General features: G+C 42.6%; 20 protein-coding genes, 3 tRNA genes and 2 pseudogenes. 14 read left to right on the forward strand and 11 right to left on the reverse strand.

The genetic code is table 11. The annotated features are described in order from the left end of the window. Positions 1 to 228 precede the first annotated feature (228 nt). Positions 229 to 912, forward strand: coding sequence for an alpha/beta fold hydrolase (locus ACY3FQ_RS02060; RefSeq protein WP_489773555.1), 684 nt, complete (start codon positions 229 to 231; stop codon positions 910 to 912). Between the two features lie 35 nt (positions 913 to 947). Here ACY3FQ_RS02060 and ACY3FQ_RS02065 read toward each other — a convergent pair whose 3' ends face one another. Further along, positions 948 to 2,120, reverse strand: a complete 1,173-nt coding sequence (locus ACY3FQ_RS02065) for an acyl-CoA dehydrogenase family protein (protein ID WP_489773556.1) — start codon at positions 2,118 to 2,120, stop codon at positions 948 to 950. Positions 2,121 to 2,312: 192 nt separating this feature from the next. Between ACY3FQ_RS02065 and ACY3FQ_RS02070 the strand changes: the two genes are divergently transcribed. The 6 genes and pseudogenes from ACY3FQ_RS02070 to ACY3FQ_RS02095 all read left to right on the forward strand — a co-directional run. Next, on the forward strand, positions 2,313 to 2,570 hold the full coding sequence (locus ACY3FQ_RS02070) for an FAD assembly factor SdhE (protein WP_004977895.1): 258 nt from the start codon (positions 2,313 to 2,315) through the stop codon (positions 2,568 to 2,570). Between the two features lie 5 nt (positions 2,571 to 2,575). Then, positions 2,576 to 2,962, forward strand: a complete 387-nt coding sequence (locus tag ACY3FQ_RS02075; protein ID WP_004977893.1) for a protein YgfX — start codon at positions 2,576 to 2,578, stop codon at positions 2,960 to 2,962. 520 nt (positions 2,963 to 3,482) lie between these two features. Next, positions 3,483 to 4,520: a hypothetical protein gene (locus ACY3FQ_RS02080; RefSeq protein ID WP_227557052.1), complete on the forward strand. Its 1,038-nt coding sequence runs from the start codon at positions 3,483 to 3,485 to the stop codon at positions 4,518 to 4,520. A gap of 71 nt (positions 4,521 to 4,591) precedes the next feature. Further along, positions 4,592 to 5,164 (forward strand): rhombosortase, encoded by a 573-nt coding sequence (rrtA, locus tag ACY3FQ_RS02085; protein WP_279677508.1) that lies wholly within the window; start codon positions 4,592 to 4,594, stop codon positions 5,162 to 5,164. Positions 5,165 to 5,346: 182 nt separating this feature from the next. Further along, positions 5,347 to 6,949: pseudogene (locus ACY3FQ_RS02090) on the forward strand (TRAP transporter large permease subunit); the annotation flags it as partial. Positions 6,950 to 7,089: 140 nt separating this feature from the next. After that, positions 7,090 to 7,629: pseudogene (locus ACY3FQ_RS02095) on the forward strand (TRAP transporter large permease subunit); the annotation flags it as partial. A gap of 422 nt (positions 7,630 to 8,051) precedes the next feature. Here ACY3FQ_RS02095 and ACY3FQ_RS02100 read toward each other — a convergent pair. From ACY3FQ_RS02100 to rnr, 5 genes are read right to left on the reverse strand one after another with little or no spacing between them, the layout of a single operon-like run. Beyond that, a complete protein-coding gene (locus ACY3FQ_RS02100) occupies positions 8,052 to 8,471 on the reverse strand; it encodes a hypothetical protein (RefSeq protein ID WP_489773557.1) in 420 nt (139 codons plus the stop codon). Between the two features lie 12 nt (positions 8,472 to 8,483). Continuing rightward, a complete protein-coding gene (locus ACY3FQ_RS02105) occupies positions 8,484 to 8,696 on the reverse strand; it encodes a YheV family putative zinc ribbon protein (RefSeq protein WP_171054267.1) in 213 nt (70 codons plus the stop codon). 52 nt (positions 8,697 to 8,748) lie between these two features. Then, positions 8,749 to 10,791 carry a M3 family metallopeptidase gene (locus ACY3FQ_RS02110; RefSeq protein ID WP_489774378.1) on the reverse strand — a complete coding sequence of 681 codons (2,043 nt, stop codon included), beginning with the start codon at positions 10,789 to 10,791 and terminating at the stop codon, positions 8,749 to 8,751. 52 nt (positions 10,792 to 10,843) lie between these two features. Beyond that, positions 10,844 to 11,725, reverse strand: coding sequence for a VanW family protein (locus ACY3FQ_RS02115; RefSeq protein WP_489773558.1), 882 nt, complete (start codon positions 11,723 to 11,725; stop codon positions 10,844 to 10,846). A gap of 58 nt (positions 11,726 to 11,783) precedes the next feature. Beyond that, entirely contained in the window at positions 11,784 to 14,222 is a 2,439-nt protein-coding gene (rnr, locus tag ACY3FQ_RS02120) for a ribonuclease R (RefSeq protein WP_213063781.1), read from the reverse strand. Between the two features lie 264 nt (positions 14,223 to 14,486). Between rnr and ACY3FQ_RS02125 the strand changes: the two genes are divergently transcribed. Further along, positions 14,487 to 14,576 (forward strand) — tRNA-Ser (locus ACY3FQ_RS02125). 14 nt (positions 14,577 to 14,590) lie between these two features. Further along, positions 14,591 to 14,667 (forward strand) — tRNA-Arg (locus ACY3FQ_RS02130). A 65-nt stretch (positions 14,668 to 14,732) separates the two neighbouring features. On the opposite strand, the gene ACY3FQ_RS02135 is transcribed toward ACY3FQ_RS02130, so the two are convergent. After that, entirely contained in the window at positions 14,733 to 15,413 is a 681-nt protein-coding gene (locus tag ACY3FQ_RS02135; RefSeq protein ID WP_227518666.1) for a hypothetical protein, read from the reverse strand. Positions 15,414 to 15,659: 246 nt separating this feature from the next. Between ACY3FQ_RS02135 and ACY3FQ_RS02140 the strand changes: the two genes are divergently transcribed. The 3 genes from ACY3FQ_RS02140 (at position 15,660) to ACY3FQ_RS02150 (ending at position 17,191) form a co-directional block, all read left to right on the forward strand. Then, positions 15,660 to 15,736, forward strand: a tRNA-Arg gene (locus ACY3FQ_RS02140). 270 nt (positions 15,737 to 16,006) lie between these two features. Beyond that, entirely contained in the window at positions 16,007 to 16,504 is a 498-nt protein-coding gene (locus tag ACY3FQ_RS02145) for a YcxB family protein (RefSeq protein WP_004691260.1), read from the forward strand. 42 nt (positions 16,505 to 16,546) lie between these two features. Then, complete coding sequence (locus ACY3FQ_RS02150) at positions 16,547 to 17,191, forward strand: fumarylacetoacetate hydrolase family protein (RefSeq protein ID WP_489773559.1); 645 nt, start codon at positions 16,547 to 16,549, stop codon at positions 17,189 to 17,191. A 59-nt stretch (positions 17,192 to 17,250) separates the two neighbouring features. Here ACY3FQ_RS02150 and ACY3FQ_RS02155 read toward each other — a convergent pair whose 3' ends face one another. Continuing rightward, positions 17,251 to 18,057, reverse strand: a complete 807-nt coding sequence (locus ACY3FQ_RS02155; protein ID WP_489773560.1) for an AraC family transcriptional regulator — start codon at positions 18,055 to 18,057, stop codon at positions 17,251 to 17,253. Positions 18,058 to 18,161: 104 nt separating this feature from the next. On the opposite strand from ACY3FQ_RS02155, the gene ACY3FQ_RS02160 reads away from it, so the two are divergent. Next, complete coding sequence (locus ACY3FQ_RS02160; protein WP_489773561.1) at positions 18,162 to 19,097, forward strand: DMT family transporter; 936 nt, start codon at positions 18,162 to 18,164, stop codon at positions 19,095 to 19,097. A 93-nt stretch (positions 19,098 to 19,190) separates the two neighbouring features. On the opposite strand, the gene ACY3FQ_RS02165 is transcribed toward ACY3FQ_RS02160, so the two are convergent. Continuing rightward, positions 19,191 to 20,441 carry a YihY family inner membrane protein gene (locus tag ACY3FQ_RS02165; RefSeq protein WP_176538317.1) on the reverse strand — a complete coding sequence of 417 codons (1,251 nt, stop codon included), beginning with the start codon at positions 20,439 to 20,441 and terminating at the stop codon, positions 19,191 to 19,193. A gap of 115 nt (positions 20,442 to 20,556) precedes the next feature. Here ACY3FQ_RS02165 and wrbA point away from each other — a divergent pair, with 115 nt between their 5' ends. Then, complete coding sequence (gene wrbA / locus ACY3FQ_RS02170) at positions 20,557 to 21,150, forward strand: NAD(P)H:quinone oxidoreductase (protein WP_183175862.1); 594 nt, start codon at positions 20,557 to 20,559, stop codon at positions 21,148 to 21,150. A 41-nt stretch (positions 21,151 to 21,191) separates the two neighbouring features. Here wrbA and ACY3FQ_RS02175 read toward each other — a convergent pair whose 3' ends face one another. Together ACY3FQ_RS02175 and ACY3FQ_RS02180 are read right to left on the reverse strand one after the other, a co-directional pair. After that, on the reverse strand, positions 21,192 to 21,566 hold the full coding sequence (locus tag ACY3FQ_RS02175) for a hypothetical protein (protein ID WP_029575121.1): 375 nt from the start codon (positions 21,564 to 21,566) through the stop codon (positions 21,192 to 21,194). A 212-nt stretch (positions 21,567 to 21,778) separates the two neighbouring features. After that, entirely contained in the window at positions 21,779 to 22,831 is a 1,053-nt protein-coding gene (locus ACY3FQ_RS02180) for a sensor domain-containing diguanylate cyclase (RefSeq protein WP_489773562.1), read from the reverse strand. Positions 22,832 to 22,992 lie beyond the last annotated feature (161 nt).

Raw genomic sequence — 22,992 nt, forward strand, 5'->3', positions numbered from 1 at the left:
GATTTTAAAAGGAGCGTAACGCTCCTTTTTTTAAGGAAATGACTTTAGGGTGTTCTGTTTTTACTTTCTTAAACTGTTGGATGATTCTAAAAACTTAAAAGATAAAAAATAGGGAATATTTTGAATATCTTAGAACAAAGTTACCAAGTCCCATCTGCGTCAAACATGATTCATGCCAAAAAATGGCACACTGATGCAGCAGATCACGCTTGAGCTCCAATTATTTTAATGCACGACTCATTAGGCTGTGTGGCTTTGTGGCGGGATTTTCCTGCTCAACTGGCACAGGCGACCGCGCGGGTGGTTTATGCTTATGATCGCTTAGGTTTTGGTTTATCTGATGCGAGTACGCAGCCACTGGCACATAGTTTCGTCATCACTGAAGCAGAACAAACCTTTAAAGCTGTATTAGATTATTTTTCGATCCAGAACTTTATCATCCTAGGGCATAGCATGGGTGGGGGGATGTCTGTTGTGATTGCTGCGGCGTATCCAGAGCGTTGCCAAGGATTAATTTCAATCTCTGCACAGTATGCGGTTGAAGCGCTAACACTGGCGGGTATAAGTGAAGCAAAAGTTGGTTTTCAACAAGCGGGACAAATGGAACGTTTAGAGAAATATCACCCTGAAAAGGCGCAGTGGGTACTTGATGGATGGACTGAAACATGGCTATCGCCCATTTTTCAAGATTGGAATTTGGCCAGTGTGATTGATGGTGTGCTTTGTCCAACGTTAGTTATTCATGGTGAACTGGATGAATACTGCAGTACGGCACAACCCCAGCAGATTTTTGAAGGGGTGTCTGGACAGGCTGAACTGCATATTTTAGAAGGTCTACATCATATGCCACATAAAGAGCAGCCAGAATTGGTGGTTGCTTTGATTGCGGAGTTTCATCAAGCACATTGTTAAAAGTAAAAGCCCATCCAAAGAGGGGCTTTTTGATCTTAGAGTGAACGGGAAATTAATTCTTTCATAATTTCATTGGTTCCTGCATAAATGCGATTGGCACGATTATCTAGATAAGCTCGTGCAATCGGGTATTCTAGCATATAGCCATAACCGCCATGCAGTTGTAGGCATTCATCGACAACTTTAGAAAACATCTCAGAAATTTTATATTTGGCAGCCGCTGCGGCATCAATGCCGAGACTCTCTTCCAGTTGCAATTGCATACAGCGGTCGAGGTAAGCGCGGCAAAAATCGATTTCTGTACGTAACTCTGCCAGTTTAAAACGGGTATTTTGAAAGCTTGAAACTGTTTTTCCAAAAGCTTTACGCTCTTTGGTGTACTGAACGGTATGCGCCAGTGCTGCTTCTGCACCTGCTTGGCAGATAATGGCCACCAACATGCGTTCCCAAGCCAGTTCTTTCATCAGCATCATAAAGCCCATGCCTTCCATACCGAGCAAGTTTTCTTTAGGCACGCGTACATGATCAAAAAATAATTCGCAGGTGTCTTGTCCTTTCATGCCAATTTTATTGAGGGGTTTACCTTTACTGAACCCCGCACGATCAGCTTCAACGATGATTAAAGAGAGATTGGCTGAACCTTTTTCGTTATTGCCTGTCTTACAGACCACTATCGCCATATCGCAGAGGTAGCCGTTGGTAATGAAGATTTTAGAGCCATTGATAATGTAGTCATCACCGTCTAAAACAGCCGTTGTTCGTACTGCTTGTAAGTCTGAGCCTGTGCCAGGTTCAGTCATCGCAATGGCGGTGACGGTTTCACCCGAAGCCATCCGCGTTAACCAATAGTGTTTTTGTGCTTCACTGCCAAAGTTATTGATATAGTTCGCGACAATGTCCGAGTGTAGTGAAAACCCAGTTGAGGAATCCATGGCATAGGCTTGCTCCTCAATCAAAATCATACTGTACAAGCGGTCTACACCTGAGCCACCATAAGCTTCAGGCATAGTGGCACACAGTAGCCCCATGGCGCCTGCTTTATTCCATAGCTCACGATCTACATGCTGCTGTTGTTCATATTTTTCAATATTTGGAACAACTTCTTTAGCATAAAACTTTCGCACAGTTTCTCGAAATGCCTCATGTTCAGTATTAAATAAGGTACGTGGCAGCATATTGTTTAACGGGCGAATTGCGCCTGATTGCATGGAAGCTCATCCTGATGTTGTTATTTTGCTAAGAGAGTAGTGAAAAGCAGGAGATGCGACAATGGACTGAATGCTCAAATCTATTTGATTTTTTGATGAGTTTTGCCAGTTGTTAAAATTGCGACATTTAACTAGTGGCGAGGGTGGTGTGATCGGTTAAACTAAGCCGTTTCAATTAATTTGGGGAATGTAATGACTGAAGAAATGAGCCTAGAAGAACGTAAAGTAATCTACCGTGCACGTCGTGGTTTAAAAGAAATTGATGTGTACTTTGACCCTTATGTGAAAAATTATTATCTTCAGGCAGATCCTGCGGAAAAGGCCATGTTTGCGGCATTGGTTGAACAGGAAGATCCAGATTTGCTGGATTGGTTTATGGAAGTTTCTGAACCACCACGCCCTGAAATGAAAACCTTGATTCAAAAATTAAAGCATTATGTACACGGATAAGTGCAATGGAACATCGTCATTTTCAACTTAAACCCAGCCGTTTGGCTTATGTGTTTCAGTTGTCGATTTATGCCGTTCTGATGCTGGTCTTGTATCAGCTACTTCCTTTTGGACTGTGGCTGATCACTTTGGTTGCTGGCTTTGTGCTGTATTTGTTTTTTCTACGTGGGCCGCAACATTTTCAGCTTCAGCATTTAGATGGCCGTGATTGGTCTTTGTCACTTCAGAAACAAACCAATGTGCAACGGGTACAGATCAGCCATATTGTGGATCATCGTGCTTATATTGTGATTTATTTTCAACACTTTAGAGCAAAACCGATGTTGGTTTGGTGTGATCAGTTACCCATCACGCAATGGAAAGCCCTGAAAATACTCACTAAAATGCAATAATTGTTGGACAATTTTAACTCACTTAATTTAATTAAGTAATTGAAAAATAATAAGTATAAATATATGAAGTCTTGCTTTGTCTGACATATCTGAAGAAACTAATGTGCTTTTTTGGATTGTCAGACAACTTTCCTACAGTTTTTTAATCTTAAAATGTACATTCAAATCACCAACAGCAAACAAGGAAAATCGTATGATGATCCCAACTTGGATGTTTCTAGTGGTAGCAATTGTGTTAGCGATTGTTATAGGACGATTAGGAACTGTGCTGAAGGAACGATTTGCACCAAACAAAGCCTAGCTAGGCCTCCAGTTGATAAGTAGCATGTGCCGAACCGTCGCTATGCTACTTTTTTTTTGCCTAAAAAAAAGTTGAGGCGTCATTTTAGTCAATTTTCCGCTTTTTATTTCATGGCAGAGTAGTGGTCTGATTTAGAGTAAATACTCTTTTCTTCGGAAAATGCTTCTGCTATGTTTGTCAGCATGGACACATACAATTATACAAATAGAGGACAGGAAAATGTCGCAAGTCCAAAAAATAGGCCAAGGTGTGGCTGTTGTAGCGCTTACAAGTTTATTATTTTCGGGTTGTTCACAAGTGGTTAAAACAGGTGCCAATGTTGCGCTTGGGTTTAGTGAAAAACATATAGTACCGCCTATTTTAGCCATGGAAGATGCTGAGATGGTGTGTAACTCAGGCAATGCTTTGACTCCTGCGATTATGTCGACCAAAGACATGGGGGCAGATCCAACACGTGTGGCGGTTCTACTTTATTCAGCATCAGGTATTTGTGCGGAGAATCAGGCGCTTGAGGCAGAGTTACGTTATTTGCGTGCCTCGAAAGCAAGCAATGTCTCTGAAGCACAGGATGCTCGAATTGAACAAAAGCGTTGGGCGGCGACTGCAGCACAACGCCAATATACTGGCTATCAACTTTTTCAAAACCGTTGGGAAAAGAAATATAAGAAACCATTGGGCGAAGGCTGTCCAAAAATGAACAGCGATTTGGATCAAACTGTATATATGCTGGGGATGTTGAGTGGGTTACAAGCCATGACCAATGATATTAACTCAGGTGGTGCAGTCAATGTTCCTAAAGACATTGCGGCTATTGTTGAACGTGGGATGGTGTGTCTAGACAATGAAAAGTTTTGGGGGGCGCCGAATGCAACACGTGCGGTGATTTGGACCTTATTGCCAGGTGCGGGTGAAGGCAAACCTGATCCGTATCAGACCTTGAAACAATCGATGCAAATTGGGGAGCAAAAAGGGGTTCGTTTATCTCATGCAATGTATGCTATAGCGGCTCAAGCCAGTGGTGACGATGCCAAGATTCGTGATGCATTGAAAAGTTATGCGGCTTCTTATAGTGATGAAAAACAGAGCAATCCACAATTTAAACTGATTGATAGTATGGCCTCGAGTATGGTTCAAGGGATTTCGGATCGTTATTGGACTGAACATACTGGGACACGAACTGGGGATGGTGGTATGGCGCACTTCTGGGATGAAAAAGAAGACCGTTCTGAGCTAGATGAGTTGTTTAGTGAAAGTTAACCAATTTTAAACTGAGCCGAAGGGCAGAAAAAATAACAATAAATAAATGAGCAACACGATAAGGACATGTGATGCATGATCAATTTCTGAATCGAAAAATCATTTTGATTGCGTTTGTCGTGTCGATCTCGGCATGCCTACAGATTTTTAAAGATCAATTTATTTATTGGCGAGTGGATATTTTTCCTGAAATTTGGCGCTTGTGGACCGCGCACTGGGTGCATGTGGGATGGATTCATTTTGCACTCAATATGCTGGCTTTTATGTGTTTGCCTTTTATTTTTCCACGCACCCGTGTCTGGCATTTTGTGGCGTTATTGCTGATTTTACCGCCGCTGATTAGTCTGAGTTTTTATTATTTTTTGGGGGATATTGAAGCCTATGCAGGGCTGTCTGGTGTGCTGCATGGAATGTTCACTGCCATAGCCATTGTCCATTTGCTATACCGTAAAGAACGGATGTTTGCGAGTTTGGTGTTGTTTCTCATTTTAGGCAAACTGATTTGGGAAAAAACCTTTGGTGGGAGTACTACGGCCGAACTGATCGGTAGTCCAGTTTTGGTCGAAGCACATTTATTGGGCGTGATCTGGGGAATTGTGATTGCAGCTTTGTATATAATCGGGGTGAATCTATTTGATGAATAGAGGATTGACCTAAATTCTAAAAAGAAAATCCAGATTGTCATATTCAAAAATATAAATTTGATGCAAAGATAAACAAAACAAAAATCTAAAGGCATAGAGAAAGGACAAGCTCGAGCCGACTAAAATGACAGGTTCTACGGTGTATTGCGCCGAATAGAACGGTAATAAAAATAGGAAACAACATGCAGAATCATGGACAGCGCAGATCAGGACTCGATCTGCTGAAGTATATATGGACCGAGTGGATTTCTACTTTTGTCATTCTGATTTTACTGTTACTTACGCTATTAATTGGTACAGGTGAAATGATTCATGGCCAATTGCTACGTATGGGCGAGCGCTTATATGGCGATTCAGCCACAGGTATGCAGTATTCTTTTTTAAGGGCAGAGCCTGCCAAGCCAGAGTGTAATCGTCAGCCGAATGTGGATGCTTTGGTCAAAACCCAAATGCAAGCCAACGCTGCAGATGAGTTCGCCGACTTCTTTGGTACGGCTTCGGAAGCTGATGTGCGTGCGTCCATTTTGGCAGGTGTGCAGCAGTGTGAAGAAAAGTATCAGTTTTATGATAAAGCCATGCAACATATGGAGGCACACCCAAGTATTCGTGCCTATCGTAATTTTGAAACCACTTTTTTTGGTATTTTTAAATTCGGAACAGAAAATCGCGCCATTCTATTAATTTTTATGGTGGTTTTAGCTGCGATTAGCGCGACCTTAAAAATCCATCATATTGGTTTGCGTGGCCTTGCAACCAAGCTGGATTATCGTGTTTATAGTCTCCTGATGACACTGGGTAATGGTTTATTAACTTACTCGAGCATTAGCCAATTTAACTCAGTGAAAGACTCGGGTGTGCCGATGAATGGCGAAGCCCAGCTGATTTATTGGCTGTGGATGATTCTGTTTTCGGTACTTACCTTGATAAGTGGGTGGCAGCTGTTTAGCCCACCGAAAGAGGCCAAAGCCGGCGGGCGTCTAGGCTTTGCTTTCCTGAGTGTTCCTCTGTATGCCTACATGGCGGTGATTACGGGTGTGGCATTTATCTTCTTCATGGACTACCCCATGGGGCAAGGGATTTACTTGGGACAGTTGGTTGAATTTTCCAGTATTTTCCTGAATTTAGCCCTATTTATTTGGGCGGGTATGTTGTTGAAACAAACCCGTGTCGTGGATCTGTTCTTAAATATTTTGCGTCCATGGAATTTGGCGCCTGAAACACTCACCTGGTTGATTTTAATCGCTGCAGCCTTACCAACCGCATATACGGGTGCATCGGGGATCTTTGTGATTGCAGCAGGGGCGATTATTTATAAAGAAGTCTGGAATGCAGGTGGACGTCGTCAGTTTGCTTTAGCTGCAACGGCAATGTCGGGTTCGCTGGGTGTGGTTTTGCGTCCATGCTTATTGATTGTCGTAGTGGCATCCTTAAACAAAGAAGTCACGACGGACTTACTTTATCAATATGGTGTTTACACGTTCTTACTGACCTCAACACTTTTTTTAGTAGTTTCACTCTTCTTTGCAGAGAGTAAATTCCGCATCGCGGCACCGAGTTTGGCCGCACCGAAATCAGGGCGCGCATTCCTAGCAGTTGTGCCTTATATCGTGATTTTTGTCCTCACGTGGATGTTCTATAAATTTTTATTAGACACTGACCTAAATGAATTTACTGCACCCGTGATGATGCCTGTGATTTTATTGATGATCGTGTTGTTTGATAAATTACGTCATCAGCCTGCGCCTTTGCCTGCTGTGGGGCATTGGGATGAGACACTTAGCGCAAATTATAACTCGGGTGGTGAACCTGCATTGGCTGGGGCTCAAGTTGCCCATGCAGAATACCGTGAAGGGCTACATGGTAATGCCGCAGATGATGGACAAGTGGTGAATCATGGGGTGGTTCAATCTAGTTCCATGGACGTGTTACGCCAAGTCGGTTTTTGGAAGTCGATGCATATCTCGACCAGTGAAACCGTTGGACACATTGGTGCTTTGGTCATTTTAATGGCACTGTCAGTCAGCGTGGGCGGATTGCTTGAACGTACGGAGGTAATGAGTTTCTTCCCGACTGATATTAGCAGTACGTTCTTGGTCATTACTCTGATTTTGGGGTTGATGGTCTTTGTTGGGATGATTATGGATCCGTTTGGCGCCGTGATCTTGATTTCTGCGACGGTTGCACCTGTGGCCTATCAATATGGTATTCATCCTGTCCATTTTTGGATGATCACCTTGATAGGTTTTGAGTTGGGTTATGTGACACCACCTGTGGCACTCAATCATCTTTTAGCAAGACAATCCATTGGTGATGCCGAGGTGAATGAGGCCGATGAGGAAGTGCGTCATTTGTCTTTCTATTATCGTTATGAGCGTTGGATTTTACCTTTGATCGTGTTGTTCCCAGCGATGCTGATCATTGCTTATGTTCCATACTTCTTTAAGTTATTTGGCTGGTATCACTAAGTTGTGAACTTGAGTTAGACCATAAAAAAGCATCTTTGGATGCTTTTTTATGTTTTGGAGTTATTGGAGATACTTCTGAAGAAAATAGCTTCTTTCTAGGAGTTACCCACTCAAATCGTCACTTATATCAAAACAAAGTACAAGAATATTGCTAAGTGTCCCATCTTAAAAATCAGCCAGCACTTAAGCTCAATGAAAAGAATTAATCGACAAATAAAGTCTTTCTAAAAGATATCTTTGGTATGAGCTAGGGGCTGTGATGTATAGCGACTAGAGACTTTATTAGTGGAGGTGGTTCAAAAGAGATGATGAGTTATGTAATAGCTTAGTGCTGATTGAAAAGGTGGGTGAAGCAGCAGGGCAAAAAAAGACGTTAGCGTATCAGTCGATAAGCTAACGTCTTTAAAAATAACAACCGTATTTTACCGAGCAGCCAATTGGGCTTCTAACAGTTTAATTTGTTCTTCTTTGAGTTTTACCAGCTCATCGGCATCTTTGTGCTGTGCTTGCAAGCTCTTTTCCTGTTCCTTCAACTGGCTTTGAATATCGTCCAGTTTCACCACTTCTTCTTTGGCAAGTGAGGCATTTTCAGGTACAGGTGCTTTTAAAATATCTTCTTCGACCAATTTAATGGTGTTGTCAGCCATGGCGGTCGAAGCTGCTTTTTCAGCTTCTGGAAGCGCCTTCACGGTCGGTTGGATCAACTCCGCTTGGTGCACTGGTGTTGTAGGCTCTTGTGCAGCAAACAACCACTGATAAAGTGCGAAAATCGCAATGATTGCGACCAAACCTGCTGTAATACCCCAGAGTAATTTAGGGTTGTTGTGTTGTACGGACGACATTCGATTCAACCTTTATTCTTTGGATTGACGTGGTTTAAATTGAATGACCCCAACCTCGTCGGGGATAGCGGGGATCTGAGGCTCGTCTACATGAGTCGGACGATTCTCAGAATAACCACAGTCGATACATTCAATCCATTCATCGTCATTCGAGGTAAGCATAACAACGCGATCCATCGCCTGACATTTAGGACATTTCGCACCTGCAATGAAACGACGTTTAATAGTCATTAGACTTACCTTCTGAACAATTTAGGCGCCTAGTTTACTCACTTTTTTAGCGGTTCGTCCAACCTTGATGACGAAGTAAAGCATCTATTTTTGGCTCGCGCCCACGGAAATTGATAAATGCATCAAGCGCTGTATCTTTTCCGCCAACTGCTAGAATAAACTGACGAAATTCTTTTCCAGTGGCAGTATTAAAAATCCCTTCATTTTCGAAACGATCGAAGGCATCACTGGCCAAAACTTCCGCCCATTTATAAGAATAATAACCTGCTGCATAGCCGCCTGCGAAAATATGGTTGAAGCTATGCTGGAAGCGGTTATAAGGCGTGGTCTCTAAAACAGCATATTGTGCACGGATCTGGTTTAAGGTGGCTTGGATTTGATCCGCTTTCAAAGCAGGAGCTGCTTTATGAATGCTGAGGTCAAACAGGGCAAACTCAATTTGACGTAAACTTTGCATGCCAGATTGGAAGAAACGCGCGTCTAGCAAGGCTTTGAGTAGACTTTCTGGTAAGGTTTCTTGGGTCTCAATATGGGCACTGAGTAGGTCTAAGCTTTCAGTATCCCATGCCCAAAACTCCATGAATTGGCTTGGTAACTCTACCGCATCCCATGCCACGCCGTGTGTCCCCGCAACTGCAATATTGTCGACTTCTGTCAACATATGATGTAAACCATGTCCAAATTCATGGAACAAGGTGACCACTTCATCATGTGTCAGTAGTGCTGCTTGATCCCCCACAGGTGGCGTAAAGTTACACACCATATAGCAAATCGGTTTTTGTAGGCCGTGCGTTGTTTGGGTGCGAGAGCGGAAACCACTCATCCATGCGCCACCACGTTTGCCCTGACGCGCATAGAGGTCAAAGTAGAATCCACCGACCACTGCGCCTTGATCTTCTAGTTCAAAATAACGTGCATCTGAGTGCCAAACAGGGGCTTCACGCTCCACAATTTGAATCCCATAAAGACGGTTCACAATGCTAAATAAGCCCTGCAAAATCTTAGGTGCAGGGAAGTAGGGCTTGAGTGCTTCTTGAGATAAATTGAACTGTTGGACTTTCAATTTTTCCGAATAATACGTGCTGTCCCACGGTTTTAAATCCTCAATGCCATCTTCAGCAGCAATAGCTTTCAGCTCCGCCACTTCTTTGAGTGCAGGGGCACGTGAATGTTCAGCTAAATCACGTAAGAACTGATCTACCGTTGCTACATTTGGCGCCATTTTGCTGGCCAATGAAAGCTCGGCGTAGGTGTTGAAACCTAACAGCACAGCCATTTCCTGACGCAGGCTTAAGATTTCTTCCATCGCCGCGCTGTTATCAAACTCAGCGTGTTCAGACTGATCTGATGCACGTGTGGTGTAGGCACGATACAGTTCTTCGCGCAAAGGGCGGTTTTCCGCGTAAGTCATAATCGCCAAGTACGAGGGGAAGTCTAAAGTGGCAACGGGTTGATCCAGTTCGCGCTGCTGACCATATTGTTTTAACAGCTCAACACTGCTTTGGGGTAAGCCTGCCAGTTCGTGGTCCGCTAAAGGTTTGAAATAGGCTTGGGTTGCATCCAGAACATGGTTGGAAAAGTCGGACGATAGTTGTGATAAGCGAGCCGAGATTTCTGCATAACGTTTTTTGGCTTCACCTTCTAAAGCCACACCCGATAGTTTGAAGTCGCGCAGTGCAAGTTTAATCGCACTTTGTTGGGCTTCAGGGAGGTGATCAAATTGCGCAGCATCATGAATGTGTTGATAGGTTTGATACAGCGCTGTGTGTTGACCTAACTCGGTATAGTATTCACTTAAGCTTGGTAATAGTGACTGGTACACCTCACGAGTTTCAGCATTGTTCATCACGGCATTGAGGTGGGACAGCACGCCCCATGCTTCACTCATATTATTTTCTAAATGATCGACTTGTTCTAAGACCGCAAGCTGTGCCTGAATCGATTTAGGGACTTCGCTCAGGTCTTTTAAAAAACTTTGACCCTGTTGAATGGCTTGTTCGATCTGCTGTTGGAGTTGTACTAAGGTGATTTGATCAAACTGTGGAACAGGCAAGGTTGCTTTTTCTAATGTCATGCGTTTAAGCCAAATTAAATGTTCAGTTATCACTAGATGTAAGGGTGATGCCGTGGGAAATCAAGTTTTAATTGGTTTTGATGTTTTGCGCCGCTTGAAATTCAGCCCATGAAGGGTAGTGCTGATCAATGCGTGAGGGCTGATAAAGCACTTTGGCAAAGTTACGGGTCATACATTCAGTTGCTAAGATTTCACCGCTTTTATATTTTTCTTTACGGTGTCGCCAAATTTCGTTTTGACGATAGTAATCCGTCCCGATTTTTAGGAAGGCATGCTGTTGTTCAAACACATGGTAGACATAGCCTAAATCGGCAGAGCAACGCAGTTCACCTTCTAAACATTTCTCACTAAACCACAGCCGAATTTGAAAGCTATGTGGGGTGGGGTTGTAAAATTGATAATCGATATAGTTATAAAAAATTGCAGCGCCACTACCAAATGGAAGTACACGACCATGATCTGGGAACGGGTCAAAGGAATGCTGTGAACGTTGTACCACTTGTAACGGGCTATGCAAGACAAGCCAGTGAATGAGATTGGCAATTTGGCAAATACCGCCACCGATACCACCGCGTGCTTGACCAAAGCTGAGTTCCATTCCCTCAACATAGCCTTTTTGAGTTGTTGGTTGTCCCACTAACTGACAAAAAGAAAAAGTCTGTTTTGGGTGGATTAAAATCCCGGAAATACACGGAGTGGCAATTTTGAGATTGATGACTTTATTGTGTTGCCAGTGCTGATTGTTGTCGCCTAATTTACGAATCAGAACGGACTGATGCTTTTTGACGCGAAATGCCAAAGGGACGTCAGAAAATGAATGTGCGTAGTCTTTCCCATCTATTTTCCATTGCCAATAGCGCATCATACGTCGGCTACGCGTGGCCATGAAATAAAGCAGGGGATGGTATTGGCTGATGGGTTTGCTTAAAAATAAACGCAAAAAGTTCATGTTGGCCCTATGAAAAAAGGTGCTAGGACACATTAAGCCCTAGCACCTTTTTCATCATTTACTCAGTTTTCGCTTTTGCATTTGATTTTTTCTTTTTAGGTTTCGACTTTTTCTTCACTTTATCTTTAACCTTTGTTTCAGACTTTGATGAAGATTTTTTACCAGGCTTTTTGCTGTAGGAGCTAGGTTGGGATTTATCTTTTTTGCGTCGTATGGGCTGGTCTCCGCTGTTACTGGGAGAGGCGTTTGTCGACTCGCTAAAGACTTCTTCTTTACTTTCGCTTCGTGCTGTTTTGGCTTTGCCAACACGGGGCGCTCGACTACGTATGGGCCGACCACCATGTGAGAGTTGCTGCAATAATTCAAAATCAATTTTGCGGTCTTCTAAATTCACTGCTGCAACTTTGATTTTAACTTCATCGCCCAAGCTAAAGCTTTGACCGCGTGCCTGCCCAATCAAGCTCTGACTTGGTTGGTCATAGACAAAGTAGTCATCGCCTAGTTGGCTGACATGGATCATGCCGTCAACATATAAGTCTTTGAGTGTCACAAACAGACCAAATTCCGCTACGGCAGAAATGGTACCGACAAACTCTTCACCTAAATGTTGCTGCATATAATGACATTTCAACCATGTGGTGACAGAGCGAGACGCTTCATCTGCACGACGTTCAGTCGCTGAGAAATGTTGACCAGCATCATCCAAAGCGGCCCCTGAAAGAGGTGCAGGTTTATGTTTTAACTTGGCTTTAATCGCACGGTGTAACAACAAGTCTGGGTAGCGACGAATTGGGGAAGTGAAGTGCGTATAGGCTTCATATGCCAAACCAAAGTGACCTGCGTTATTCGCACCATAGTAGGCTTGCATCATTGAACGTAACAGCACGGCATGGATACTTGGAGCATCAATACGGTCTTTGGTTGCATCAATCACAGCTTGGTAGTCTTTCTGAGTCGGCTGCTCTGGGAACGGTAGACCGAGCAGTTTGACAAAGTCGCGTACTTTTTGGATACGTGAAAACTCAGGTGGTTCATGAATACGGTATAACATTGGCACATCATGTTGTAGCGCATATTCAGCCGCTGCCACGTTTGCCAACAACATACATTCTTCAATCAGTTTATGCGCATCATTACGCGTACGCGGTAAAATTTCCTTAATGCCGCCCAGCTCATCAAAGGTCATGTAAGTTTCAACGGTTTCAAATTCCATGGCATGACGTTCAGCACGTAAACCTTTGAGGACTTGATAGAGTTGGAACAGGGTGTTCAAGGATTTGCGAACATCACGGTCTTCAGGAATGGCACTGCTGTCGCCTTCAAAGTACTGGGCAACATTGGTATAGGTTAAACGTGCCTTTGAGTGCATCACAGACGGGTAGAACTCAAACTTGGTGACGCGACCGGCACGTGACAGGTTTAAATCACAGACCATACATAGACGGTCTACATGCGGATTGAGTGAACATAAGCCATTCGAAAGAGCTTCAGGCAACATCGGTAAAACAAAGTGAGGGAAATACACCGATGTACCCCGTTCTTGAGCTTCATCATCCAGTGGTTTGCCTGAACGGACATAGTGACTCACATCTGCAATGGCCACCACCACACGGTAACCGCCGCCTGGACGTTTTTCTGCATAGACTGCGTCATCGAAGTCGCGTGCATCTTCACCATCAATAGTGACTAAGGCTAAATCTCGTAGGTCAATACGACCTTCACGGTCCTGCGCTGAAGGCTCTTTAAAGCTTTCTGCTTCTTTAATAACTTCTTCTGGGAACTCATATGGCAAACCAAACTCTAAAATGGTTTGCGGAATAATAATTTCAGTGTCGGCCTTGTCTGCCATCGATTGCACAATATGACCTGTCGCCAACTCATCTTTGGTTGGGTAGTCATCAATTGCGACACGAACCGAATCGCCCACTTTGACTTGTGCGTGTTCGATTAATTCTTTTTCTAAAGTAATCGGTTGGTGCGCATTCGGATTTGCTGGCTGAATAAAGTATTCACCATCATGTATTGATACTTTACCAATAATTTGCTTCACACGGTGTTGCACTACCTCAGTAATAAAGCCCCAAGCTTTACCTTTGCGGTCTACTGAGGTTTGACGCACTTTAACACGGTCACCATTAAACACTTGGCGCAGTTCGCGTTCAGGTAGAAGTAAGTCTTCATGCCCTGCAATATTCGCCGTGCCAAAGCCTTTACTGTTGATGTAAACCGTTGCTTCATGTTCAGGTTGCTCTTCGGCAATTTGAAACTTGAAGCCATCTTTCATCAGTTGACCATCACGAACCATCGCAATTAAGCGATGGCTGAGTGCTTCAATGCTTTTTTGATCTGCAATTTCAAAAATTTCGACCAAGTCCGCATGCGATAACGCCGTCTTTTTTTCTTCGATGGTTTCTAAAATGAGCGTGCGGCTCGGAATAGGGTTGTCATAACGTTCAGCTTCAGCTTTTGCTTCAGGATCGACCCAATTTTTCATAATGTCTTTGGCTGTATGTCAGTAGATAGGATTAGCATAAGTCATGCGAAGACAGACTGCACGCAAATGATTGCAATATTGTGTTTTATGTCGGCAATTTAGAATATCTGCTGTTTTATTCAACATGCAGATGTAGAGAAAAGAAAAAATTCGAATGAATCCGCTCTAAATTGTTTAAAAAGTATTTAATTGAACAGAAATATGCAAAAAATTGAGTGTCTGTGCTTGCAGTGCTAGCATGAAGTTTGTATTATGGCCGCACGTTACGGTGAGATGGGTGAGTGGCTGAAACCACATCCCTGCTAAGGATGCGTACGGGTAACTGTACCGAGGGTTCGAATCCCTCTCTCACCGCCAACTTTACTTATGTCGCGCTCATAGCTCAGCTGGATAGAGCACTTGGCTACGAACTAAGGGGTCGGGAGTTCGAATCTCTCTGAGCGCACCAACTTGAACAATCAACCGCACATGTTGCGGTTTTTTTGTGTCTGATCATTTTATATTTGAAAAATATTAATTTCTCAAGAATGTAATTAATGTGATTGCAATTAAATAGCAGTAACACATACAGATTGCGAGAATAATAGTTTTATTGATCTTTTTTTGCATTTTAATATTTTGAGGAATGCTATCGGAAATCTGAAAAGATGCCAAAGATCCGAAGAATAAATAACTTATAAATATGAGTATGAGTGAAATCCATAAACTATTTTTTTTATTAGAAATAGAGTTTTGATCATCTGGAGAAGTAGTTAAATAATTAAATGTTTGTTGGCGATTGTTTTGATCTATGAAAATGATGTCTTTTAAATGTAGTGAAGTATATCGCCCTGTCCGTTTATGTATTTGAGCATAAAATAGTACACTTTCAACTTTTATTTCAGATGAATAAGCTAATTTACAGATATTTTTTAGTTTGTTAGTGCAAAGTTGAGAATAAAATACGTCACCATTCTGGCTTATATATAGGCTTTGACTATTATCTCGAAATTTTGACACGGTAAAAAAATAGTTTGAAGTCATATGCCTTTCAAATACGTGCCATTCGTTTGAGTGTAAGCTTTCAATATGTCGAACTTGATTTTTTATTGTTTTAATAGAATAGCCAATGACGATGAGCAGGATAAGTACAGATGCTATTGCTGGTCCAATTTTACTCATGTTTAAAGTTGATTGATCTGTTTGATTTGGCATTTGTATCTTAAATTAATTTTACGTAATTCTTCTATTTGATTATAAAGAATCTCATACTAGTTGTGGTTGCTGTTTGTGAATTTGCACTAATTTTTAATGTATTGAGTGAATGTTGTAATTATTTATATTTTTTTTAGCGACTTAATCTAATTTTATGTACGATTAATAAACATTTGATGGTTTGTTACTACAAAATGACTTATCAAAATGAAATAAACCATATACAATGCACCCCATCAAGACGTCGCGCTCATAGCTCAGCTGGATAGAGCACTTGGCTACGAACTAAGGGGTCGGGAGTTCGAATCTCTCTGAGCGCACCAACTTGATCAATATTGAAAAAACCGCACATGTTGCGGTTTTTTTGTGTCTGCACTTTCTGTTCAGTAGAAATCCATAGCATGGATGGATTTTTTGCCGTAGTTATTCAGTTGTTTCTTGCATCTCAGTTTTATAATGCGGTTCTGATATCGGTATGGCCTCGGCTTAAGTGGATAGCCAGCTAATCAACATCGATCTGCTAAAGTCCTAAAAAAATAACCGATTGTGTTGTAGTATTGAGCACAATATTTTTAGCTATTTGATATGACCCTATGTCAGAGAACAAGCCTGCATTATCGACACGTTATTTCCTCACTTTAGAAGAGTCCCAAGATGGTTTTGCCTTAGCGACCTTTGGTAAAAAGCAAATGACGCGTTTTATCACGCCGTTGATTAGTGTCGGGATTATTGTGTGGGGCTTTATGCTCGGCTTCTCAGGCGTCGGTCGTTACTATGTGGCATTGGGTATATTTTTCTTGGTTTTACAAATTCTCATGCGCTATTGGTTCCTGCCGATGATGTTTAAGCGCCAATTTGTGAAATATCAGTTTGGTAAAAGTGAGCAAGGCATCGATTTATACCAAGATTATGCGGAAATTTATGCCAATGGCCGCAAGCAAGTGGTCCATTATAATGAAGTGCAAAAGTTTGCCAGTGGCAAGCTGACCTATATGCTTGAGCTGAAAAACCGTACTGTGGTGATTGTGCCTAAGCGTGCGTTGGCCGATAGTGCGGATCAAGCAAAATTTGAAAATACTTTTAAAAAATAAGCATTTTGCTCCATAACACCATCAAAAAATCAGAGGAAGATCATGAGTACACGTCCATCTAAAATTGTCTGTGTCGGTCGTAGTTATGCAGACCATGCCAAAGAATTAGGCAATGCGATTCCTGATCGTCCGGTTTTATTTATCAAACCACCGAGCAGTTTGCTCAGTTTAGATGCGGGCATTTCTTGGAATCCTGCATGGGGCAGCTGCCATTATGAATGTGAACTGGTTTTACGCATTGACCATCGCCTAAGCAAAGCCGCCGATCCAGCTCAAGCCCTGCAAGCGGTGGGAGCTGTGACTTTAGGTTTGGACTTAACCTTGCGTGACTTACAAGATGACTTAAAAACCAAAGGCCAGCCTTGGGAACGTGCTAAAGCCTTTGATGGTTCGTGTGTGCTGGCAGACTGGGTTGCTGTTTCCGATGTGGTACAGGACTGGGATGATGTGCATTACAGTTTTCATGTCAATGATGAGCTGCGCCAAGCGGGCAACACTGCACACTTAATTTTTGACATTAGCACCTTGTTGGCCGACATTAGCCAAGTCTTCACTTTGGAAGCGGGCGATGTAGTCATGACAGGTACACCTGCTGGGGTGGCTGCATTACATGCGGGTGAGCAGTTGAAAATGACCCTAAAAGGCAAAAACCAAGACTATTCTTGGAATACCTTTGTTAAAGCTTAATTTACAGGCTTTCAAACCCCATCATTCAAAAAGATCACTTCGGTGATCTTTTTTTAGCGTTATTGGTGGCTATGGTACAGTTTACGGAACTGATCGGGGGTATATACCATCCAGCGTTTAAACATATTAATAAAGGCTGAGGCATTGGCATAGCCCAAATCCAGCGCGATACTTTCGACTTTTTTTCCTTCTGTCAGCATGCTCATGGCTTTCATGACTTTTAAGCGCTGTCGCCATTCATTCAAGGACATGCCAAGTTCTTTTTGACTATAACGTGCCAGTGTGCGCTCAGTCATATTGTGCTGTACTGCCAGTTGTTGCAAAGAACTGTTGTCCGCAGGGTGCAGATGTAAAAAATCTAAAATGCTTTTTAGGGTCGGGTGTTCAGAGTGCGGTAAATAGCTACTGACCAATTCTGCATGGTGTAATTGATCAAGCAAGACATAGAGTAAGCGCATGTGCTCAGGTGTATCATCTGGCAGACTATGTTGTCTCAAATGCTTAAATAGAGCCGAGACCAAAGGCGAGCTGAGCATAATACCTGCTTGTTGAGGCAGATGAGTGCATAAGCTTTCATGGATATACAAGGTGCCATGCGAAACATCGGTACGATTTAAGCTGCTATGAGCCACATTGGGGGGAAGCCAAATGCCATAAGGTGGCGGGGTAAGGTAGTCAATCTGGTTAATATTCACTTCCATCACACCATTAAAGGCGTATACAAATTCGCCCCATGCATGTCCATGCACAGGATAAACCGACTGCGCGGGATCTTCGCGAAAGCTGATCCATAATAATTTATCAATATGATCATTGGTCGGTAATTGTTTGAGTGGCGCGCTCTTTTTTTGTTGTCGTTGGGGCATGGCTGAAATTGCCTGAATAAGAAGATCTCTTGTCTGTTTTAGATTATATGTTTTATTTCAGACAAATCTATAGTGAGCTTTGATCTTTTTCAGTGGAGCAGGTCGTGAGTAGTCGTCAAGCGCTGGACAGTAAAGCTTCAGGGATTATGTTTGGGCTGTGTATTTTGTGGGGATTACAACAAGTGGTGTTAAAGCTTGCTGCCCCCGATATTTCTGCAGTGATGCAAATTGCACTTCGCTCAGGTCTCTCTGCGTTGATGGTTTACCCCATGATCAAGCTGGCAAAGGGCACATCTTTATGGGGGCGAGACTACTTAGCCGCAGGAATTTTAGTTGGGCTTTTATTTGCAGCAGAATTTTTTCTGGTCGCTCAAGCTTTACGTTTTACCTCCGCGGCGCATACCGTAGTTTTGCTTTATACCGCGCCTATTTTTGTCGCATTGGGTTTGCACTGGAAGTTGCCTTCTGAGCGTTTATCATTTATCCAGTGGTTGGGCATTGCATGTGCATTTTTGGGGATCGTGATTGCATTTTTATTTCGTCCTGCAGCTTCACAAGCGGCTGCGAGTTCGGCACTTTGGGGTGATGCTTTAGCACTTTTGGCAGGGGTATTGTGGGCAGCCACAACTATTGCAGTTCGGTTGACTAAACTAGCAGAAGCACCTGCGACCCAAACTTTGTTTTATCAGCTTTTTATCGCTTTCTTGGTGTTATTGCCTGTGGCTTTTTTCATGGGACAAGCGACAATTCACTGGTCTGTATTATCCCTTACAAGTTTGCTTTTCCATACCGTTGTCGTGTCATTTGCCAGTTATCTGATTTGGTTTTGGCTGTTGAAAAAATATTTGGCATCGCAGTTGGGAGTCTTTTCTTTTTTGACCCCAATCTTTGGGATGTGTTTTGGTGTAGTGTTACTCAATGAACAGTTGGAACTCAACTTTTTGGTAGGTACATGCTTTGTGTTGATGGGTGTGATGGGTGTGAGTTTGCATCACAAAATTAAGCAGTATGTACAGGCATTTAAAATGGCTTTGCAGTAAATACTGAGTCGGCTTGAACCTGTCTTAAACTCAGGCCGATTTGAGTTGGATGATAAAAAAACGTGTCTTGGACACGTTTTTTTATATGAAGTCTTAAGACTTATCATCAAAAATTGTAGACAGTGGAATGGCAAGTTTGGCCGCTAAGTAATCATCCGATTCTACTAACGCTGGCCCAATTTTCTTGATCCAAAGATCGTCATGATGCACGTTGCTTAAGTCGCGACGCTTCGGTAATGGATAGGGAAGCTGACTATAGAAACTCCAAAAATCGACTTGGGATAAATTCCGCACCAGCACGTATTGGTTGTCATCGGTACGTTTAACTAAGTTCTGCTGTTCAAGCATTAATACATAACTCGGCCAACGTCCAATTTCATCTCTTCCTAAAACATCTAAAGCTTCATCATCGGAAACACTGAGTCCGTGTTGTTGCTTTTTATAAAACAGTTCCATCAGGTCGAGCAACATAATCACAGGATGGCGCTTTTGTTCTTTGTGGGCAGTAAATGCGGTGAGCGCGTAGCTGATTTCAACCCCAATCAGGACAATATTCCACGACAAAAAAATCCATAATAAGAAAATAGGAATCGCAGCAAAGGCACCATAAACGACTTCATAGCTGGTGAAGTTCGACATGATAAAGCCGAACAAGTTTTTCAGGAGTTCAAACACGACGGCACTAAATAAGCCTGCAATCAAAGCGGATTTAATCGGGACACTTCGGTTTGGAATGGTCCAATTCAGAATAAAAAAGCCGACGACGGTTAAGCAGAATGAAATCAGCCACAGGACAAATGCGCCATTGAGCTCATAGCCTGCAAAATTATTGCTCAAAACATTGAGGGAAGCCATCGTCGATGAAATAACAAAGGCACTACCAAGTAGAATAGGACCCAAAGAAATAATGGTCCAATAGCGCATAAAGCCAATAATGCCGCCACGTGTTTCGCGGACTCGCCAAATACGGTTAAACACTTTTTCAATGCTGGTCAGCATCATGACGGTGGTGACAAATAAAAATAAGATCCCAATAATGGTTAAATTACTGGATTTATCGGTAAACGCATTTAAAGCCTTGTCAAAAGCAATCGTGGTTTTCGGTAAAAAATTACTATAGATCAGTTGTTGTAATTGCTGCCGTGCAGGTTCAAGCGCTTTGATTGAGGAAATGATCACCAAAAAAACCGTCAGCATCGGAACGACGGCAAACAAGGTGGTATAGGTCAGTGAACCTGCTTGTTCACGACATCGATCAGCCTCAAAGCGTCGCAGTACAAATAAAACGAACTGAAACCAAGTTTTCTCATAGAAAGGAAGTTTTCTTAAGTACTGTTCTAACATATGCAAAGTATCTCTTTTGTTTTCTTCATCTTTTCTACATTTTTCACTCTAAGCTTAACCAAAAAATAGGAAAAATACCGTATAGTTTTATTTTTTCTGTCGCCGAACTCTATTCATGCAAACCTATGTTTTAGTTTTATATTACAGCAAATACGGCAGTACCCGTGAAATGGCGCATCTGATTGCAAATGGAATTGAAGCCAGTGGTGTTGCAGTTAAAATTCGAACGGTGCCAAATATTGCGGCTGTGGTGAAGGAAGCAGAGCCGAGTATTCCTGCAGAAGGCGATATTTATTGTAGTTTAGATGACTTGGCAAACTGTGCAGGTTTGGCGCTAGGCTCACCAACCCGCTTTGGTAACATGGCCTCTGAAATGAAATATTTCCTCGACCAGACCACCAGTCTTTGGCTCAATGGAGCTTTGCATGGCAAGCCGGCTTGTGTGTTTACCTCGTCAGGTTCGATGCATGGTGGGCAAGAAAGTACTTTATTGACCATGCTGCCACCATTGTTTCATCATGGCATGATGATTTTAGGGTTGAACAATGCTATTCCCGCATTGTCACATACTAAAACAGGTGGAACACCGTATGGCGCTAGCCATGTCAGTGGGCCTCGACATGATCAGCGCTTAAGCCAAGATGAAAAAGTGCTGTGCGAAGCTCAAGGTAAGCGTCTTGGGGAAGTGGTGAAGAAACTACAAGCCTAGGCATTGAGACATGAAAAAGCCCATCATTGATGGGCTTTTTATTATTGAGCTGGCGTCAGATGCTGTTCTTTAAATTTTGTACCACACTTGAGACATTTATAGTCAAGAAATACATTTTTATCGACAATCACACCCGCTTTTTTACCAAAACGATGTCCTAAAAATCCGCCTGTTACACCAATACTGACCGCGCCGACAAAAGTGCCAATGGTACCACCCATAATCACCCCAAGAGGTCCAGCCGCTGCACCGATCGCTGCGCCAATAGAGGCTCCAGATGCTGCACCACCGACAGTACCAGCGGTTGCACCTGCCGAACTGAGCAATACGCCCCCAATTTTAGTCAGTTGTTGCTCGTGATTGCGTTTTTCAACCTCACTAGAGCCACATTTTGGGCAGAGAATTGTATTTTCCATAGTCTATTGGCCTATTCGGGTGACCAGTGATTGAAGCTGGCAGCCGTTTTACGGTGTGGATGACACGTTGCGCAGAACAACCGTATTTTGCGCTTGAATTTGAAAGATCTAAACAACTGAATCTAGAGTAAATCTTAGTTGAACTTGCAGCAATAATATTTATTAAACTTGTAATTTTCTTGAGTACTTTATGCTGTGTTTTTAAATATGGTTTAGTTAGCAAAGTGAATTCGGTTTCTTTCTGCTTGTTTGGCACAGTACAAGGCTTTATCTGCGCGTTTAAAGACATCCTCTGCATCAGCGTCATGTTTACCGACTTCAGCAACCCCTATACTGACCGTGAAACACAGCACTTCTTGCTCATAGTGCACTTCCATCGCTTCAATCGTTGAACAGATACGTTTAAAGACCCGCATGGCTTCATCACCCAAGCAGGCGGGTAAAATAATCGCAAATTCCTCCCCACCAATACGGGCTAAAAAGTCTTCGTCACGCAGTACGCTGCGGATTTTTTTGGTCATCTTTTTCAGCACATGGTCACCTGCGGTATGTCCATAACAGTCATTCAGCTGTTTAAAGTGATCAATATCTAAGATACCTATCGTAAATGGCACGCGAGTATGGCTGAAGTGCTGCATGGTTTGATTACTTTCTTGCACAAATACTCGACGGTTAAAGGTTCCTGTGAGTTCATCTGTAGACGCTAAGACAGCCATTTCTTGCACTTGTAAATGCAGTTTAATGTTTAAAGCTAACCAAGTGGCGAGACTCTGTAAAAGAATCGCTTGTTGTAGGGTGTAGTGATATTTACGTTGATCTGCCACATTTAAGGTGCCAATACACACGCCATTGTGAATCATGGGCGCATCCATACAGGTGCCCATGCCATGCTCTGAAAGCATTTGGCAATCCAACTCATCTGACTGAGCGAGATCATCGCAAATGATCAGTTGAGACTGGGCGAAGACTCGTCCGACAAAAGTCTGCCCAATCGGAATCTTAAAATCCATGGGAATCGCATGATTGCCTGAGATCGAATACAGCTTGAGATATTCTTCAGTATCTTGCAGGGTAATACTGGCCCGATCCGCATCAAACACGTGAGAAATCCAGTAAGCAATGGTATCTAAAACAGCTTGCAAGGAGTCTGCTTTACTCAAGTCGTGAATGAAGTCTACGGGGAGTTGAATGGAGTGCGCGCCATCAAAGCCAGATAATTGGCCTGGGGTAAATGATCGTTCAGTTAATTGATTCTTGTTTATCATTCAATTCGGTATCTCTATAAAATAGTATCCAATTTAGTCTTTGTTTGTTTTGCTCTTAGAAAGTGGACATTACCTTTTAGATTTGATCATGCTATATAAATCGCATTTCTCCAACTTCAATGTGTAATTAAATTGAAAAAAAACGATATATTTTTACTTTA

Source organism: Acinetobacter sp. AB03 (assembly GCF_058107045.1).